Annotated in this window: 13 protein-coding genes; 2 read left to right on the top strand and 11 right to left on the bottom strand. The window is 73.7% G+C overall.

Annotation, left to right across the window (positions count from 1 at the left end; genetic code table 11):
* Positions 1-161 precede the first annotated feature (161 nt).
* Positions 162-2,009 (top strand): dihydroxy-acid dehydratase, encoded by a 1,848-nt coding sequence (ilvD, locus tag O7626_RS05950; protein WP_278060041.1) that lies wholly within the window; start codon positions 162-164, stop codon positions 2,007-2,009.
* Positions 2,010-2,066: 57 nt separating this feature from the next.
* Here ilvD and O7626_RS05945 read toward each other — a convergent pair whose 3' ends face one another.
* The 7 genes from O7626_RS05945 to nudC all read right to left on the bottom strand — a co-directional run bounded on the left by O7626_RS05945 (position 2,067) and on the right by nudC (position 7,920).
* Positions 2,067-3,188, bottom strand: a complete 1,122-nt coding sequence (locus O7626_RS05945) for a hypothetical protein (RefSeq protein ID WP_278060040.1) — start codon at positions 3,186-3,188, stop codon at positions 2,067-2,069.
* The gene (locus O7626_RS05940) at positions 3,185-3,553 is read right to left on the bottom strand and encodes a GntR family transcriptional regulator (protein ID WP_278060038.1); all 369 of its coding nucleotides are present in this window, start codon (positions 3,551-3,553) and stop codon (positions 3,185-3,187) included. The genes O7626_RS05945 and O7626_RS05940 overlap by 4 nt, the downstream gene beginning before the upstream one ends.
* An 83-nt stretch (positions 3,554-3,636) precedes the next feature.
* Entirely contained in the window at positions 3,637-4,683 is a 1,047-nt protein-coding gene (locus O7626_RS05935) for an alpha/beta hydrolase (RefSeq protein WP_278060036.1), read from the bottom strand.
* Positions 4,676-5,146, bottom strand: coding sequence for a hypothetical protein (locus tag O7626_RS05930; RefSeq protein ID WP_278060034.1), 471 nt, complete (start codon positions 5,144-5,146; stop codon positions 4,676-4,678). The genes O7626_RS05935 and O7626_RS05930 overlap by 8 nt, the downstream gene beginning before the upstream one ends.
* An 80-nt stretch (positions 5,147-5,226) precedes the next feature.
* Positions 5,227-6,018 carry a maleylpyruvate isomerase family mycothiol-dependent enzyme gene (locus tag O7626_RS05925; RefSeq protein WP_278060031.1) on the bottom strand — a complete coding sequence of 264 codons (792 nt, stop codon included), beginning with the start codon at positions 6,016-6,018 and terminating at the stop codon, positions 5,227-5,229.
* Positions 6,019-6,269: 251 nt separating this feature from the next.
* Complete coding sequence (locus O7626_RS05920; RefSeq protein WP_278060029.1) at positions 6,270-6,749, bottom strand: hypothetical protein; 480 nt, start codon at positions 6,747-6,749, stop codon at positions 6,270-6,272.
* Between the two features lie 70 nt (positions 6,750-6,819).
* On the bottom strand, positions 6,820-7,920 hold the full coding sequence (gene nudC, locus O7626_RS05915) for an NAD(+) diphosphatase (protein WP_278060027.1): 1,101 nt from the start codon (positions 7,918-7,920) through the stop codon (positions 6,820-6,822).
* A gap of 82 nt (positions 7,921-8,002) precedes the next feature.
* Between nudC and O7626_RS05910 the strand changes: the two genes are divergently transcribed.
* Positions 8,003-11,149, top strand: coding sequence for a hypothetical protein (locus O7626_RS05910; RefSeq protein ID WP_278060025.1), 3,147 nt, complete (start codon positions 8,003-8,005; stop codon positions 11,147-11,149).
* Positions 11,150-11,185: 36 nt separating this feature from the next.
* Here O7626_RS05910 and O7626_RS05905 read toward each other — a convergent pair whose 3' ends face one another.
* The 4 genes from O7626_RS05905 to O7626_RS05890 all read right to left on the bottom strand — a co-directional run bounded on the left by O7626_RS05905 (position 11,186) and on the right by O7626_RS05890 (position 15,585).
* Positions 11,186-13,549 carry a SulP family inorganic anion transporter gene (locus O7626_RS05905; protein ID WP_278060023.1) on the bottom strand — a complete coding sequence of 788 codons (2,364 nt, stop codon included), beginning with the start codon at positions 13,547-13,549 and terminating at the stop codon, positions 11,186-11,188.
* Positions 13,550-13,778: 229 nt separating this feature from the next.
* A complete protein-coding gene (locus tag O7626_RS05900; RefSeq protein WP_278060021.1) occupies positions 13,779-13,967 on the bottom strand; it encodes a hypothetical protein in 189 nt (62 codons plus the stop codon).
* 224 nt (positions 13,968-14,191) lie between these two features.
* A complete protein-coding gene (locus O7626_RS05895; protein WP_278060020.1) occupies positions 14,192-14,758 on the bottom strand; it encodes a hypothetical protein in 567 nt (188 codons plus the stop codon).
* A gap of 104 nt (positions 14,759-14,862) precedes the next feature.
* Positions 14,863-15,585, bottom strand: coding sequence for a hypothetical protein (locus O7626_RS05890; protein WP_278060018.1), 723 nt, complete (start codon positions 15,583-15,585; stop codon positions 14,863-14,865).
* Positions 15,586-15,809: the final 224 nt, after the last annotated feature.

Below are 15,809 nucleotides of genomic sequence, written 5' to 3'. Positions count from 1 at the left end.
GGCACAACCCGCCCATTCGGGCATCCGGGTGTAAGGAAGGGCCCCCGCATATCGTTTTCTGTTGTAGCGGGGGCCCTTCCTTACACCCCTCGCGTCTCGGTGGCTGGGCGGGGTGGGAGTCGGGCGCGCGGGGGGCGGGGTGCGGGTGCCACACTTGTCGAATGCCTGACCTGCGGTCGAAGACCTCCACGCACGGCCGGACGATGGCCGGCGCCCGCGCCCTGTGGCGGGCCACCGGGATGACGGACGACGACTTCGGCAAGCCGATCGTCGCCATCGCGAACAGTTTCACCCAGTTCGTACCCGGGCACGTCCACCTCAAGGACCTCGGCGGCCTGGTCGCGGACGCGGTGGCCGACGCCGGCGGGGTCGGCCGGGAGTTCAACACCATCGCCGTCGACGACGGCATCGCGATGGGGCACGGCGGGATGCTCTACTCGCTGCCCAGCCGGGAGCTGATCGCCGACGCCGTCGAATACATGGTCAACGCGCACTGCGCCGACGCCCTGGTCTGCATCTCCAACTGCGACAAGATCACTCCGGGGATGCTGCTCGCCGCGCTCCGGCTGGACATCCCGACCGTCTTCGTCTCCGGCGGCCCGATGGAGGCCGGCAAGACGGTGGCGATCGAGGGGATCGTGCACGACAAGATCGACCTGATCGACGCGATGATCGCCTCATCGAACGACGCGGTCACCGACGACCAGCTCGGCGCGATCGAACGCTCCGCCTGCCCCACCTGCGGCTCCTGCTCCGGCATGTTCACCGCCAACTCGATGAACTGCCTCACCGAGGCGATCGGGCTGGCGCTGCCGGGCAACGGCTCGGTGCTGGCCACCCACGCCGCCCGCAAGGCGCTCTTCGAGCGGGCCGGCCGGCTCGTCGTGGAGATCGCCAACCGCTGGTACTCCGGGAACGACGCCTCGGTGCTGCCCCGCGCGATCGCCTCCCGGGCCGCGTTCGAGAACGCGGTCGCCCTCGACGTGGCGATGGGCGGCTCCACGAACACCGTGCTGCACCTGCTCGCCGCGGCCCGCGAGGCGGAACTCGACTTCGGTGTCGCCGACATCGACGAGATCTCCCGCCGGGTGCCCTGCCTGGCCAAGGTCGCCCCGAACTCCCCGAAATACCACATGGAGGACGTGCACCGGGCCGGCGGCATCCCGGCGATCCTCGGCGAACTGGACCGGGCCGGCCTGCTGCGCCGGGACGTGCACGCGGTGCACTCGACCGACCTGGACGGCTGGCTGGCCGACTGGGACATCCGGGGCGGCAAGGCCAGCCCGGAGGCGATCGAGCTGTTCCACGCCGCCCCGGGCGGGGTACGCACCACCGAGCCGTTCTCCACCGACAACCGCTGGTCCAAACTGGACACCGACGCGGCCGAGGGGTGCATCCGGGACCGGGAGCACGCGTACACCGCAGATGGCGGGCTGGCGATCCTGCACGGCAACCTCGCCCCGGACGGCGCGGTGGTGAAGACCGCCGGGGTGCCGGCCGAGTGCCTCACCTTCCGGGGCCCGGCCAAGGTCTTCGAGTCGCAGGAGGCCGCCGTCGACGCCATCCTCGGCAAGCAGGTCGTCGCCGGTGACGTGGTGGTGATCCGCTACGAGGGCCCGAAGGGCGGGCCCGGGATGCAGGAGATGCTCTATCCCACCTCGTTCCTCAAGGGACGCGGCCTGGGCCGGGAGTGTGCCCTGATCACCGACGGCCGGTTCTCCGGCGGCACCTCCGGGCTCTCCATCGGGCACGTCTCCCCCGAGGCGGCCGGCGGCGGGCTGATCGCGCTCGTCGAGCCCGGCGACGAGATCGTCATCGACATCCCGAACCGGAACATCGAGCTGGCGGTGTCGGCCGAGGTGCTCCAAGCCCGCCGGATCGCGCAGGAGAAGCGGGAACGGCCCTACACGCCGATCGACCGGGAGCGGCCGGTCTCCGCGGCGCTGCGCGCGTACGCCTTGATGGCGACCTCGGCCAGCGACGGCGCCTACCGGCGCGTTCCGGAGTGAGCGACGCGGTGCGCGCGGGTCGCCCCGGTCGTCGGGTGACCCGCGCGCACCGTTCCGTCAGGCGCGCCGGGCCCGCAGGGTGTTCACCATCGCCACCGCGGTCGGCACGTCCCGGCAGGTGACCAGCCGGTGGCTGCCGTCGGTCAGCCGCAGTGCCAGCGCCGGGCCCGGCAGCAGCGGCAACTCCGGGGCGGAAGCGCCCTGCAACATCCCCCGGAGCAGCCAGTCCTCCGTCGCCAGGTGCCCGGGCTCGGCGGCGGCGATCGCGGCGATCGGCACCCGCCGTCGCAGCGGGCCGATCGCCACCCGGACCGCCTCACCGTCGATGACCAGCCGGTAGCGGGTGAAGGGCAGCACGGCCAGGGCGGACACCGCCGGGGCCAGCCCGGACCAGCCGACGACCCCGACCAGCGGCACCAGCACGGCGACCATCAGCGCACCGGTCAGCGCGAGCGCACCGGCCAGCCAGAACATCGGGCGCAGCTCCCGCTGCTCCCACCAGAGCAGCCGCTCCTCATCGGCTGCGGCCGACATCGCGGCGGCCGGCATCGCGGCGGCCGGCATCGCGGCGGCCGGCATCGCGGCGGCCGGCATCGCGGCGGCCGGCATCGCGACGTTCGAATCGCTGGGCGCGACCGCCGGGTGCGCCGGCTCCCGGCCGGCCACGGTGCGGACCCGGGTCGCGGATCCGCTGCCGGTCGCGGTCGGGGGCGCACCGGCCAGCAGGTACGCCAGCAGCCCGGCGGCCGCCGCCGCCACCATCGGCAGCGCCAGCAGCGCGGCGAAGTAGCCCCAGCCGAGGCGTACGTCGGCGGCGGTCGGCGCGTCCAGTGCGGCGCCGAGCATCATCAGCAGTACCGTGCCGGCCGCCGCGGCGGTGCCGTTCACCGCGACCTGGGCGCCGAGCCGCAGCCAGTAGCCGCCGATGCCGGAGATCCGGCGACTCAGCGCCAGCGCCAGCAGCCCGGCCATCCAGACGGTGAGCGCGGCGCCGAGCAGCAGCCCGGCCAGGGCGCCGACCCCGATCGTCGACTCCATCGGCCGGTCACCGACACCGCCGGAGTTGGGCAGGCTTGCCGGAAGCCGGTCCCACCAGGCCAGGGTCACCGCCACCGGGCCGCCGACCAGGGCAGCGGGCAGCAGTGCGCTGCCGACCGCCCACCGGACACCGCTCCTCATGCGCTCACCTCTCTCGAATACTGCTGTCGCACCAGGCCGAGGGCCTCGTCCAGCCCCACTCCGGCCCGGCGGGCAACGGTCACCAGCTCCCGTACCGACTCGATCACCCGGGCCCGCTCGTGCGGGACCGTACCGGTCACCACCGCGCCCCGGCCCCGACGCAGCTCGATCAGCCCCTCCTCGCGGAGCGCCGCGTACGCCCGGAGCACGGTGTGCATGTTCACGTCGAGCGTGCCGGCGAGCTCCCGTGCCGCCGGTAGCCGGTCTCCCCGGCTCAGTGCGCCGTCCGCCAGCGCCCGGCGCACACTGCCGGCAATCTGCTCGGCCAGCGGTACGCCGCTGGCTGGCACCACCCGAAACAACATGTTCGTATTCTACTAGAACAAGTGGCACTCAGCGCAAGGGGGCGGTCGGGTGGGACGGGACGTCCTACCCGGACGGGAGCGTCCTAGCTGGACGGCGCGGTCCTCCTGGACAGGAACGTCCGGATCAGCTCGGCCAGCTCGCGCGGGCGCTCGACCACCATGGCGTGGCTGGCGCCGTCGAGTGGGACCACGTCCAACCACGGGTTGTCCCGTACCGTCGCCAACCGCTCCAGGTTCCGGCGCCGGTGTGCGGCGTAGAGGTCGTGGAACGGGCGCTGTTCCGGCAGGTCCTCGGTGGCCAGCACCAGCAGCAGCGGGCAGCGGACGTCCCGGTAGACCGGGATCAGGTCCACCGACGCGATGGTCGCGCGCAGCTCCCCGACCAGCGCCGGCAGCAGACGCGACCGGCTCGTCCCGGCCTCGGCCGGCACCATGTTACGCCGGAAGCCCTCCTCCCAGAGCTCCTCGTCGGCGCCGTACCGCCGGGCCTCGGCGCGCTGTCCGGCGACCGCCGCCGCCACCTGTTCCGGGGTCAGCGGCTGGGCCATCCCGGCGGACATCCGGTCGAAGACCTGGGCCAGCCGGTCGAGTTCGGCGGCGGCCCGCTCCGGCTCCAGCCCGGCGAGGTCGTCGGGGCGGCTCGGCGGCGTGTTGCCGTCCAGGCTGACCGCCCCGGGGCAGTCCGGGTGCCGGGCCGCCCAGAGGCTGGCCAGCATCCCGCCGAGAGAGACGCCGACCACCGCCGGTCGGTCCAGCCCCAGGCCGTCGGCGACGGCGGCGAGGTCGTCGAGCACCTCGTCCCACTTCCACGGGCCGTCGCCGGAACGCCCGTGTCCGCGCAGGTCCACCGTCACCACCCGGTATGTCGAGCGCAGTTCCCCGGCCAGTCCGGCCAGCTGCACGAGGTTGCCGCCCGCGCCGTGCAGCAGCAACATCGGGTGGCCGGAGCCGCCGTGGTCCCGGGCGACGATCGGCACCGGGCCGGACTCGATCGTCGTCTCGCGGCTTCCGATGGTCGTCTCGCGGCTCTCGATGGTGCTCTCGCGGCTTCCGATCGTTCTCTCGCGGTCTCGGGTGGTCGCCTCGCGGTCGTGGGTGGTCGCCTCGCGGTCGTGGGGCAGGTCAGTCACGGCGGGGTCGCCCTTCGCTCAGTAGTCGGTCTCGGACCGAGGAGGGCAGCACACCACCTTCCGGATGACGGACCAGCTTGCCCCGGTTGACCAGGTCGTGGACCCCCTGCCGGGTGATCCCGAGCATCGCGCCGGCCACCGCGTACGTCACCGCGTCGGCGGTCGGATGACCGACCCGCCGCGCGACGATCTGACCCAGCGGGCTGCGCCACCAGTCGAGCGGCGGCTCGAACGGATTGTCACCGGGATAGAGCGTCGAGACGATCCGCATCGCGGTGCCGACCGCCTCCCGGTCGGCACCGTCGAGCAGCCGGTGCGCCCAGTCCTCGGCCCGGACCCGCACCACCGTGCGCAGCGCGTCGACCACGTCGTCCCCGTCGAGCAGGATCTCCAGGGGATCGAGTAACCGGATGTCCATCGTCCGGAGCAGTTGCCCGACCAGTTCGTCACGCGTCGGTGGCACGCCACCCTCCTCACTTGACATCAATCGTCAAGCACTTGACGGTCGCTGTCAAGCATCGACCGGACGGGCCGGTGGACCGGTCAGTAGCCGGGAAAGACCTGACGCAGGTCGGCCAGGCCGAGCCGGCCGGTCACGGTCATCGTGTCGGGGGTGTGCTCCGGCGCCAGCCGGCCGGCGGCCAGCCGCAGGAACGCCTCGGCCGGACCCGAGATCTCCCCGGCCGGCTCCTCCGGCAGCTCCACCAGCTCGACCCGGTCGGTCAGCCGCAACCCCAGGGACCGGTCCGGGTCGGTCAGCCGCAGCGCCAGCTCCACCGGCCGCTCGCCGACCGCCTCCGGCCGGCCGATCCAGCCGAGCAGGCCGTCGAGCCGGTCGAGCAGCAACGGAACCGCCGCTGGCGCCACCGTCGCGTACCGGTTGAAGGCGACCTCCACGTCCCACTCGTGCAGGGCGAACTCGCTGAGCCGCATCGCGGCCGCGGTCGCCAGGTCGACCGGCTCGGGCAGGAAACCGAGATCGATGCGCAGGCTGCTCCGGGTCGCCGCGTCCAGCGACTCGTACCGCTCGACGAGCCGCCGGTTGGCCTCCAGGAACCCTTCGGCGTGCTCGATCGGGCTCATCGCGTCCCAGCGGGCCCAGACCTGCTTGTTGAAGTCGGCGTCCAGCCCGGGGCCGTCGCCCAGCGCCACGTTGAGGGTCGCCTCGTTGATCTCGGCGCCGCTGCCGAGATGACTGAGCACCTGCGACACCTGCCACTCGCTGGCCCCGGAGGGCCGGGTCAGGTCGGTCGGACCGAGGTCGCGGACCAGCGCCGCGAGTTCGTCGTGGCCCGAGCGGAGGGCGGCGATCGGCGTGTCGGCAGAAGTGGCCATGTCTTCCTGTCTCCCAGGTCGTACGTCGCCGGCACCCGATCGGCCGGCGCGACACCCGCCCATCATGCCCGCTCGCCCCGCCCGCCCGCCGTCCCCACGACGAGCTGCCCCCGGCAGGCGGGCGTCACGACGAGCGGGCGTCACGGCAGGCGGGCGTCACGACGAGCGGGCGTCACGGCAGGCGGGCGTCACGACGAGCGGGCGTCACGGCAGGCGGACGTCAGCGACAGACGCCCGTCACGAGCGTCCGGTCAGGCGGTGCACTCCTTGTCGATCTTCGTGCCGACCTTCACGAAGTCGCTCTGGAGGTACTTCACCGGGTCCTTGGCCTTCGCGCCGGACTCGATGTCGGCGACGATCTCCTCGACCAGGGCCTTGACCTCCGGGTCGGTCGCCTTGGCTGCCTCGGCCTCCAACTGGTCGGCCAGGCCGGCGAGCGTGGTCTTGAGCTGCTTCGCCTGCTGCGCCACGCTCAACTGCTTCTCGATCGCCTTCACCGAATCGTCGGCGATCTTGACGCTGCCGTCCACGAAGATGTCGGTGACCGCCGCGCAGACCTCCCTGGTGTTCGGCGCGGCGGCAGTCGGGCTCGGCGCGGCCGTGCTCGGGGCGGCGGTCGGCGTACCGGCCGCCTCGGTGCTCGGCTTCGCCGGCTGGCAGGCGGTGCCGAGTACGGCGACGGCGGCCAGGGAGAGAGTCACGAGCCCGGTACGGACAAATCCAACAGTCATCGGTGAAAACCCCCGTTGTCAGTGATCATCGGCGGGGAGCGTAGCAGTGTCGATCAATCCGGTCGGCGAATTACCCGTCACCAGCTTCCAGGCCCGCGTCCAGCCATGCCTCCAGCAGCAGCCGGTCGATCGAGTCCGGGTTGCCGAGCCGGCCACGCGCCGCCCGCCGCTGGCGCAGGTCCGCCCGGCTGAACCACCGGGTCTCCAGCAACTCCTCGCCGTCGACGGTGGTGGTCGCGTCGTGGGCGGTGGCGAGGAAGCCCACCATCAGGCCGGCCGGGAACGGCCACGGCTGGGAGGCGAAGTACCGCACCGCGTCGACGGCGATCCCGGCCTCCTCGGCCACCTCCCGCCGGACCGCGTCCTCCAGGCTCTCCCCGACCTCCAGAAAGCCGGCCAGCAGCGAGAACGAGTCCTCGTCCGCACCAGCATGCCGGGCCAGCAGGCAGCGGGCCGGCGGTCCGGGCAGCTCCACCAGCATGATCACCGCTGGGCTGATCCGGGGGAAGTGGAGCACACCGCAGCCGCCGCACCGCCGGGCCGCACCGCCGTCGACGGGTCGGGCCGGGCTGCCGCACGCCCCGCAGAACCGCTGGTTGCGGTGCCAGTGGCAGAGAGCCCGGGCGTACCCGAGCAGCGCGGCCTCGGCCGGGTCCAGCCGCTGTACCAGCCGGCGTACGTCCACGGTCCGGTCCGCGCCGACCGTGCCGAGCGCCTCCTCCTCGGCAAGCTCGCTGAGGTCCACCGCGAAGACCGGCCGGTCGCCGTCGAGCCCGAGGAAGACCGGCTCGTCGAGCCCGGCCGGCAGCCGGCGCCGACCGCCGCCGGTCAGCCGGGGCACCACGTCACGCACCACCAGGCAGCGGTCCCGCCACAGCGGCAGCACCTCGGCCCGGTCGCTGTCGAACAACCGGCGCAGACTCTCGGGGTCCCGGCGCAGCCCGGCCGCGCGGTCGAGCGCCCCGCCCGCGTACGCCGCGACGACGCCCCCGCCGAACCGTCCGGCACCGGCCCCGGTCCCACCGGCGAAGCGTCCGACACCGGCCCCGCCGCCGAAGCGTCCGACACCCTCGGCGGCCTCGCCGGCTCCGCCCGCGGAGCGTCCGACACCGGCAGCCTCGGCGGTCTCGTCGGTGGGCGGAACGGGCCGACCTCGCGGCACAGCAGACATGATCAGCATCGTAGGCCCGTCGGTCCGGCGCCGGCGGCCTCCGGCGGCGCAAATGGCTGGACAGCGGCAGCATCATGAACTCGTGACGGTGCGGCTCGCGGGCGGGGTGGTCGCCGGGACGGGCCAGCGGGTCTGGGTTCTCGACCCGGCGGGCCGGGCCGTCGGTCTCGGCGCGGAGCCGGATCCCGGCAGCCCGGTCGCGCTCGGCCCGCGTTCCGCCGGCACGGACGCCGTCGAGCAGGCGGTCCGGGAACTGGCCCGGCTGGTCGCCGCCGGTGGCCCGCTGGTCGCCGGGGCCGGCGTCGGCCTCGGGTACGGCTTCCGGTCGGCCCGCACCGAGGGAGCCGCCGGAGACCGCCGGGACGCCGTACTCGCCGCCCTGATGGTGCCGGGGGTGGCCGGCCGGCTCGGCGACCGGCGGGCCGTACTCGTCGCGCTCTTCGGTCCGGACGCGACGAAGCCGCTCGGCGCCGCCGCACAGGCGGTGATCGACGAGGGCCGCTGGCCGGCGCTGCGCCTCGCCGTCGCCGCCAGCGACGTACTCGGGCCGGAACAGCTGGTCCGGCTGCTCGAACTGCGGGCGCCGGAGGCGGTCGACCCGTTCCCGAACGGGTTGCCCTCGGTGCTGGGCGGGCAGTTGTCCCGGCTGCTCCGGGACGTCCCACGGCCGCGCCGGGTGGCGCTGCTGACCGACCTCTGGCAGCAGGTCTGCGCGCACGGCACGACCCGGCTGCGCCGCGAGCGGCTGCGCGCCTCGCAGGCGCGGCAGGAGCGCACCGCGGACCTGGCCGCCCGCTACCGGCAATACGAGGACGACGAGCTGGCCGGACAGTTGCGCTGGGAGCTGGGCCCGGAGCCGACGGTGCTGCGGGCCGCCCGCTGGCAGCCGTCGGCCGGTTACTGGCTGACGGCGGCGGACCGGGTGCTCCGGGACGCGCTGGCGGCGACCGTGCTGGCCCGGGTCGCGGTGAGCGTGGTCGACAGTGGCCTCGACGCCGCCCTGGCGGCACACCGGCACGAAATCGAGGCGGCTCTCGCCGAATGGTCCCGGCAGGAGGCGTCGTTGTCGGCTCGGCGGATCCCCGGCCTCGCGGGCCTGCCGGCCCGCCCGGGCTCGTACCTGCGGGACATCCTCGCCCGGAGCCGGCCCGGTGCGCCGCTGGACGCCGCCGGGGCGAGCCACGTCCGGCAGCGGTTGGCGCGGGCCGGTGACTACTGCCGGGTCACGCTGGCGGCAGCCGACCGACTCGTCAGCACGCTCGGCTGGCAGGACTCGGTGTCGCTGCGCGGACAACTCGCGGCCTGGGCTCGCGGATCGCTGGCCGACTGGCGCAACCGGGTCGGCTATCTGTCGCCGGACCGGGTCGACAGCTGGGACCAGCAGCCGTTCCTCGGCGTCGCCAACCACGACGCGACGACGAGCGCGGAACCGCCCTTCCCGCCGCTGGCCGAACGGCTGCGGGCCGCGGCGGGCACTCCGGCGGCCGAGGTCGAGGCCATCGGCGACCTGCTCTGGTGCGCCGAACTCGCCGACGCGCTGGCCCGGCTCAACGGCCACCGGCAGGCGGTACTCTCCGCATACCGGCACGCCGCCCCGGACGTCGACGCCGATCCGGCACCGCCGGACGAGCCACTGGTGCCCCGGCCGGAGTCGATCCCGCTCGCCGTGGCCGCCGCCGCGCAGTTGGTGGACTTCGGCGCGAAGGTCCCGCCCCGGTGTCGGAGCTGGCCGGACCTCGTCGCGGGGCTGGTCGACGGCGCCACCATCGCCACCGCGCTGACCGGTACCTTCGCCGTGCCGGCGCCGGTCGAGCGGTACGACGGTACGGTGCTGCCCGGCACCGACGCCCGGATCGAGGTGGCCCGGACTGCCCGGCAGCTGGCGGACTGGTCGCATTACATGGGCAACTGCATCGCCGGCCCGCACTACGCCGAGGACGCCACCCGGGGGCGCAGTGTGCTGATCGCCCTGCGCGCACCGGACGGTCGGATGCTGGTCAACGCGGAGCTGCGGCCGACGGCCCGTGGCTGGCGGCTGGCGGAGATCAAGGCCCGGTTCAACGAGGACCCGGAGCCCGAACTGCTCCGCCGGACCGGGCGGTGGCTGGCCACCCTCGCCCCACCCGAAGGCGCCGTCGCCCGGCCGCGCCGGTCGGTCCGGCACGACGAGAGCGCCCCGGACCGGCCGGCCCGGACCACCCGGCGCCGCCCCGCCGTGCGGGTGCTGCGCGACCTCGGGCGCCCGCTCGACGAACTGGCGGCGGCGACGCTCGCCGAGCCGGCGGCGGTACGGGCGGCCGAAGTGCTGGCGGTCCTGGCGACCCGACTGGCCGGTGCGCCGCCCGGTCCGGCGGCGGATCCGCACGACGCGCTCACCGCGCTGCGCCGGGCCACCCCGGCCGGCGTCGCCCGAGCCTGCCGGCTCACTCTGGCCGACCCCGGCGGGCCCGGCCTGGTCGCGCTCTGGGAGGCGAGCGGGGAGCGGCCACTGGCCCGCGCGGTGCGGACGCTGACCGCACCGCCCACCGGCGGACCGCCGCCCAGCACAGTGGACTGTGCCCGAGCCGCACCGGCCGGCGTGCCGGCACCGCAGCTGGCCACCGCCCCGCTCATCGAGCAGGCGGCGGCCGGCGGTGACGAGTCGGCGGACGGGACCGCCGGCCCGCCCCGGCGACCCGGCGGGCCGCCCGGGGAGCTGGGGAACGGTCCGCCGGACCGGCTCGCCCCGCTGCTGGTCGACGCTCCCCTACCCGGGGCGCTCCGGCCGCTGGCCCGGCTCGGGCAGGTCAGCGTCGCCCGGACCACGGACCTGGTCGCGCTGCGGGTGCGCGCCGCGCTGGGTACGCTGCTCCGTCAGGACGCCGCCGAGCTGGCCGAAGCGGTACGGGCCCGACCGCACCTCGGACTGATCCGGGCCGCCGCGCTGGCGGTGACCTCCTGGGGCGGCCTCCGGACCGGGCCTCCCGACGACCGGCCGTGCACCGCCGACGTCGCCGTCGTGGTGCCACGCCGCCGGGTTCGGGTGCCCGGCTTTCCGCAGTCGTCGCTCAAGGACGGGAGCTGGCAGTCCGGCTGGCCCGACGCGATCGAGCTGGGTGGCGTACCCGACGGGTTCTGGGACCGGATCGCCGCGCACGGGCTGCTGCTGCCGTCGTCGTGGCTGCCCGACGGCGGCTGGGGTTCGCTCTGGTCCCGGGCACACGGCCGGCACCGCCAGCCGGCGGGCTGATTCAGCCGGCGTCCCGTCCGAAGTGGATCGTCCTTGCTACGGGCGGACGAAGCCGACGCCGGTGCTCTCCAACTCCTGCTCCGGCGGCGAGGTGAACCGCTGCCGCCGCTCGTCCAGGACCAGCAGCAGGCCGGTCGGGATGTCGAAGAAGAGACCCTGCACCGACACCCGCCCCGGCTCCACACCCCGGGCGGCGAGGAACTCCCGGAGCACCGCCACCTGGCGGGCGACGTTCACCATCGCCAGCTGGTCGACCTCGGCCCGACCGTCCTCGGCGGCGGCCACCCCGACGGCGTCCCCGGCCCGCCACGCCGAGAGGCTCGGCCGCCCCCAGCGCAGCCACCGCCCGAGATGGCTCTCCTCCTCGGCGCGACCGCCGAGCAGCCCCTGCATGGCCCCGCAGCCCGAGTGCCCGCAGACCAGCAGCGCCGGCACCCGGAGCACCTCGACGGCGTACGACACGGCCGCCGCCACCGAGGACTCCGCCGAGTGGTCGGCGGGCATCAGGTTGCCGATGTTGCGGACCGTGAAGAGGTCCCCCGGTCCGCTGCTGGTGATCACGTTGGGCAGGATCCGGGCGTCGGCACAGGTGAGGAAGAGACTGTGCGGGGCGTGCCGGCCGTCCAGCTCGGTCAGGAAGGGCCGCAGCCGGGCCGCCGAGCGACGGTGGTATTCGCGTACTCCGACGTGCAACGGCCGGAGTGCGGCGTGCGGCGCACCGGCCTGGTCGGTGTGGTTCGGCTCGCCGGACCCGTCCGGATGCCGGGCCTGCCAACTGGACCACGGCGAGAACCAGCGCGGCGGCACCAGGGCGTGGATCCGCCGGGACGGCCGGGGCTGGTCGCCGCGCAGGGCCGCCGGGCCGACCTCGTCGAGCCGCACCCGCCCGCCGGTGGTCTCGTGCTGGCGTACCCACCCGTCGAGGTGGTCGAAGGCCGCGTGGTCCAGGAAGTCGGTGACCAGTTCCAGGTCGACGGTGCTGCCCGGCGGCACCCGTCCGAGGACCATGGCCAGCCTCGGGACGGCCAGGAAGCTGAGCGTCCCCTCGACGTGTACGGACCAGTGCTCCCGACCGGCCGGACCGGCCCGTACCCGCTCGGCGTGCACCCTGGCCCAGACCACCCGGCGGAGGATCAGCACCACCGCCAGGACGAGCCCGACGAGTACTCCCTCCAGCAGGTTGGTGACCACCACGCCGAGGGCGGTCGCGACGTAGACGGCGAGTTCGCGGTGCCGGCGTACCCGCTTGATGTCGGAGATCTTCACCAGTTGCAGGCCCACCACGACGAGCAGACCGGCGAGCGCCGCCATCGGGATCCGCTCGACGAGCACCACAAGCAGTACGGCGAAGAGCAGCACCCAGACCCCGTGCAGTACCGCCGAGCCCCGGGTCCGGGCGCCCGCACCGACGTTGGTGGAGCTGCGCACGATGACGCCGGTGACCGGCAGCCCGCCGAGCAGCCCGGAGACGCTGTTCGCCAGCCCCTGCCCGATCATCTCCCGGTCCAGGTTCGTCGGGGTGGTCGGGCGCTCGCCCCGGGCGGCCCGGTCGGCGGCCAGCCGGTCGACGGCGGTGGCCGAGAGCAGGCTCTCCACGCTGGCGATCACGGCGACGGTCAGCACCGCCGCGGCCACCGCCGGCCAGTCCCGGTCGGGCAGCTCCGGCAGGTGTACGGCGTTCAGCAGCGAGCCGGGCATCTGCACCCGGGCCAGATCGACGTCGTTCCAGACCACGGCGGCGAGGGTGGCCAGGGTGACGGCGACGAGCGGGCCGGGAATCCGGCGGACCGGGCCCGGCAGCCGGGGCCAGAGCACCAGCAACCCGATCACGGTCAGCCCGATCAGGGTCGCGTGGTCGTGCCGGGTCGCCAGCTGGGCGGGCAGGTCGAGCAGGTTGCGGATCGGCGTGCTGCCGGGCTCGCCACCGAGTAGTACGTGCAGTTGGCCGAGCACGATCGTGACGCCGATGCCGGCCAGCATCCCGTGCACGATCGCGGGTGAGAGGGCGAGCGCGGTCCGGGCGATCCGGCACAGCCCGAAGGCGACCTGCAACAACCCGGCCGCCACGGTGATCGCGCAGGTGGCCGCCCAGCCGAACCGGCCGACCAGTTCCGCGACCACCACGGTCAGGCCGGCGGCCGGACCGGTGACCTGGAGTGCCGATCCGCCGAACAGCCCGGCGAGGATTCCACCGACCACTGCCGCGATCAGGCCGGCGGCGACCGGGGCGTCGGAGGCGGCGGCGATGCCGAGCGACAGCGGCACGGCGACCAGGAAGACGACGAGCGAGGCCGGCAGGTCGTACCGCAGGTCGCCACGGACCCACGAGCGGAGCCGGTGCGCCGCGTCGGCCGGGCGCCGGTACGCCGCGTCGGCCGGACGGATCGAGGTGGGCGACATGCTGCCTCCTCCGGCTCCGCCGGCTCGATGGCGGCGAAGGCGTGGTTGCCGGGCCGGCGCAGGTCCGATTCCGGGCTCCGCTGATCGGGCTGTGGAGGGGGAACGTCGCTGTTCGTCGAAATTGTAGCGTTGGGTGGTGCTCAGCTCCTATATCGACGATTTATCACTTTCGTCGGTGAACGCGGCGATCGCCTGCCTGACACCGATCCGTCGGCGCCCCCGGCGATGATCACCCGCTGGTACTCCAGACCCGTGGACCGGTGCATGGTGCCGACGTGCAGATCGTCGGGACGGATCGCCCGTCCGGGCCGATCTCCACTGCCGGACTGCCGTCCGCCTCCAGCCGGATCGCGACCTCGGCCGCGAACTCCCGGGTGGGTACGGCGATCGCCGCCGACCCGTCGGTTGAGCCTCCCACGTGGCCAACTGCCCCACAATCAGCTCACGTTCCTGATGCCCGGACGCCGCACCCGGGAAATCGGCCGGCCGCCCGGAGCAGTGACCGTACCCAACCAGATCCGCCGCGCCGCCGTCCGCTTCAACCCGGACCCAGTGCAGCCAGCCGACGTGGACAATTTTCGACAATTCCGGGACCTGATCCGCAGCTAACCAGGTGACGCGGACGGCTTCCGGCGCGGGCGGTCAGCCGACCGGTGCGCGCTCGGCGGCGATTCGAGCCAGTATCTCGATGGCTTCCCGCGCGGAGTAGTTCGACAGCCAGGTGCTCACCGCGAACGTCGCCCGGTCAGCCCTCTGCTGGTCGGGCAGGCGCAGCGTGGCAGGCAGGTGCTTCACCCGGACCACAAGCGTCCAGGGTCCGCCCGAGATGCCCGTACGACTGGTCTGGATCGCGAAAATCGACTCGACGTGGTCCCACGGCACCCGGACCGCGAAGGCGTCCGTACCGGCACGACTCCGCGCCCGCACCCAGACCCCGCCAGGGTCGGCGGCGAGCCAGATGCCGGTCACCCTGGAGATGACGCGCAGGATTGCGAACAGCACCACGATCAGGAAGGGCAGGACCAGGACCAGCAGCGTCCACGGCACCCCGGACGGACTGACGGCCGGGATGCACAGCGGCGACAGAATGCCCAGCCAGACGACGGGTTGCAGAGCCAGCACCCACACGAGCGCCCTGCGACGCAGGGCGAACGGCTGGTCCTCGTCCGGGATGCTCGGTGCGCTCCGGAAGACCTGGTCGTCAGCCACCGAACAACTCGCGGGAGAGCCGGCCGAGCACGGCCGGGCCGTCCCGGCCGTCCAGGGCGCCGGGGTCGCTTCGTTGTCGCTGCATGAAGACGGGGCCCCGCCGGTCAGCCGGTCCCGGGCGCCGGCTGGACGAGCACCCGGACGTCGAGTGCGTCGGCCGGGTAGCCGGCCAGCCGTCGCGCCACCGCCGCCGGGAGGTGCAGCAGGGTCATCGCCAAACGTAGTTGGTGAATCTTTCCCACCGAATTGCCGAAGGCCAGCAGGATCTCGTCCGGCACCTGCGATCGGATACCGTCGAGATATCGCAGGTCCCACCGGCTGGGGACCACCTCGATCGAATTCGGATAGTGTGGCTGCAACGCGTCCCGGACCGGTTCGGGATCCGTGGCCAGTGCGATCCGCCGTCCCGTAGCCTCCTCGGTCCACGCGTCGACCAGGAGCCCTCGCTCGATCAACAGTGTCTCGGCCGGGAGCCGCCGGTCCAGCTGAAACTCACGCTCGGCCGGCGCCTTCTGCTCAACAGACCGGCTCTGCCGAGCCGAATTGTCACCACGACCAGTCATCTCTGCCGCTGCCGGGGAGGCCGATCCGGCACCCCCAAGGGCAAGGGTGCTGACATGCAGGCGCTGGTCCCGCAGGACGCCCGTCACGGTGACCCATCGATTTCCGACTTCTGCGATGTCGGGGCGGGCGCCGTCGAATATGAGCGGGACTCCCACCGAACCGTCCGCGTCTTCGTCAGTTGGCGCCAGAAACGGCTGGCCACTGGCGTGGACGAAACGGCCTGCCGCCCACCCCGGTTTCCCCTCTTCCAGGACGAGGGACAACCAGGGCGAGTATTCGTCAGACTCGGTGGGCACGGCTCAGCATAGCGCTGCGGCCGGAGCGGCGACCGTCACCGGATCGTGCGGGCGAGCGAGCGAGTCCACCGACCTGACCTGGAGAATCCAACGCCAGAGCGTGCAGGGCGGCAGACCGACATTCCGCCTCTGGCATCGCAGATTGCTCAAGCTGATGTTGTATGTCCTGGCGATATATTGGCGGCGCGCCT

The sequence above is a fragment of the Micromonospora sp. WMMD1102 genome (assembly GCF_029626265.1).
Taxonomy (GTDB): Bacteria; Actinomycetota; Actinomycetes; order Mycobacteriales; family Micromonosporaceae; genus Plantactinospora.
The sequence above is the reverse complement of the archived record's forward strand: the minus strand, read 5'-3'. Positions and strand labels throughout refer to the sequence as shown.

Bases quoted from the DNA above. Each gene is read 5' to 3' on its own strand.
- ilvD (WP_278060041.1), top strand. From the start codon at position 162: ATGCCTGACCTGCGGTCGAAGACCTCCACGCACGGCCGGACGATGGCC.
- O7626_RS05945 (WP_278060040.1), bottom strand. From the start codon at position 3,188: ATGAGGAGCGGTGTCCGGTGGGCGGTCGGCAGCGCACTGCTGCCCGCT.
- O7626_RS05940 (WP_278060038.1), bottom strand. From the start codon at position 3,553: ATGTTGTTTCGGGTGGTGCCAGCCAGCGGCGTACCGCTGGCCGAGCAG.
- O7626_RS05925 (WP_278060031.1), bottom strand. From the start codon at position 6,018: ATGGCCACTTCTGCCGACACGCCGATCGCCGCCCTCCGCTCGGGCCAC.
- O7626_RS05920 (WP_278060029.1), bottom strand. From the start codon at position 6,749: ATGACTGTTGGATTTGTCCGTACCGGGCTCGTGACTCTCTCCCTGGCC.
- nudC (WP_278060027.1), bottom strand. From the start codon at position 7,920: ATGTCTGCTGTGCCGCGAGGTCGGCCCGTTCCGCCCACCGACGAGACC.
- O7626_RS05905 (WP_278060023.1), bottom strand. From the start codon at position 13,549: ATGTCGCCCACCTCGATCCGTCCGGCCGACGCGGCGTACCGGCGCCCG.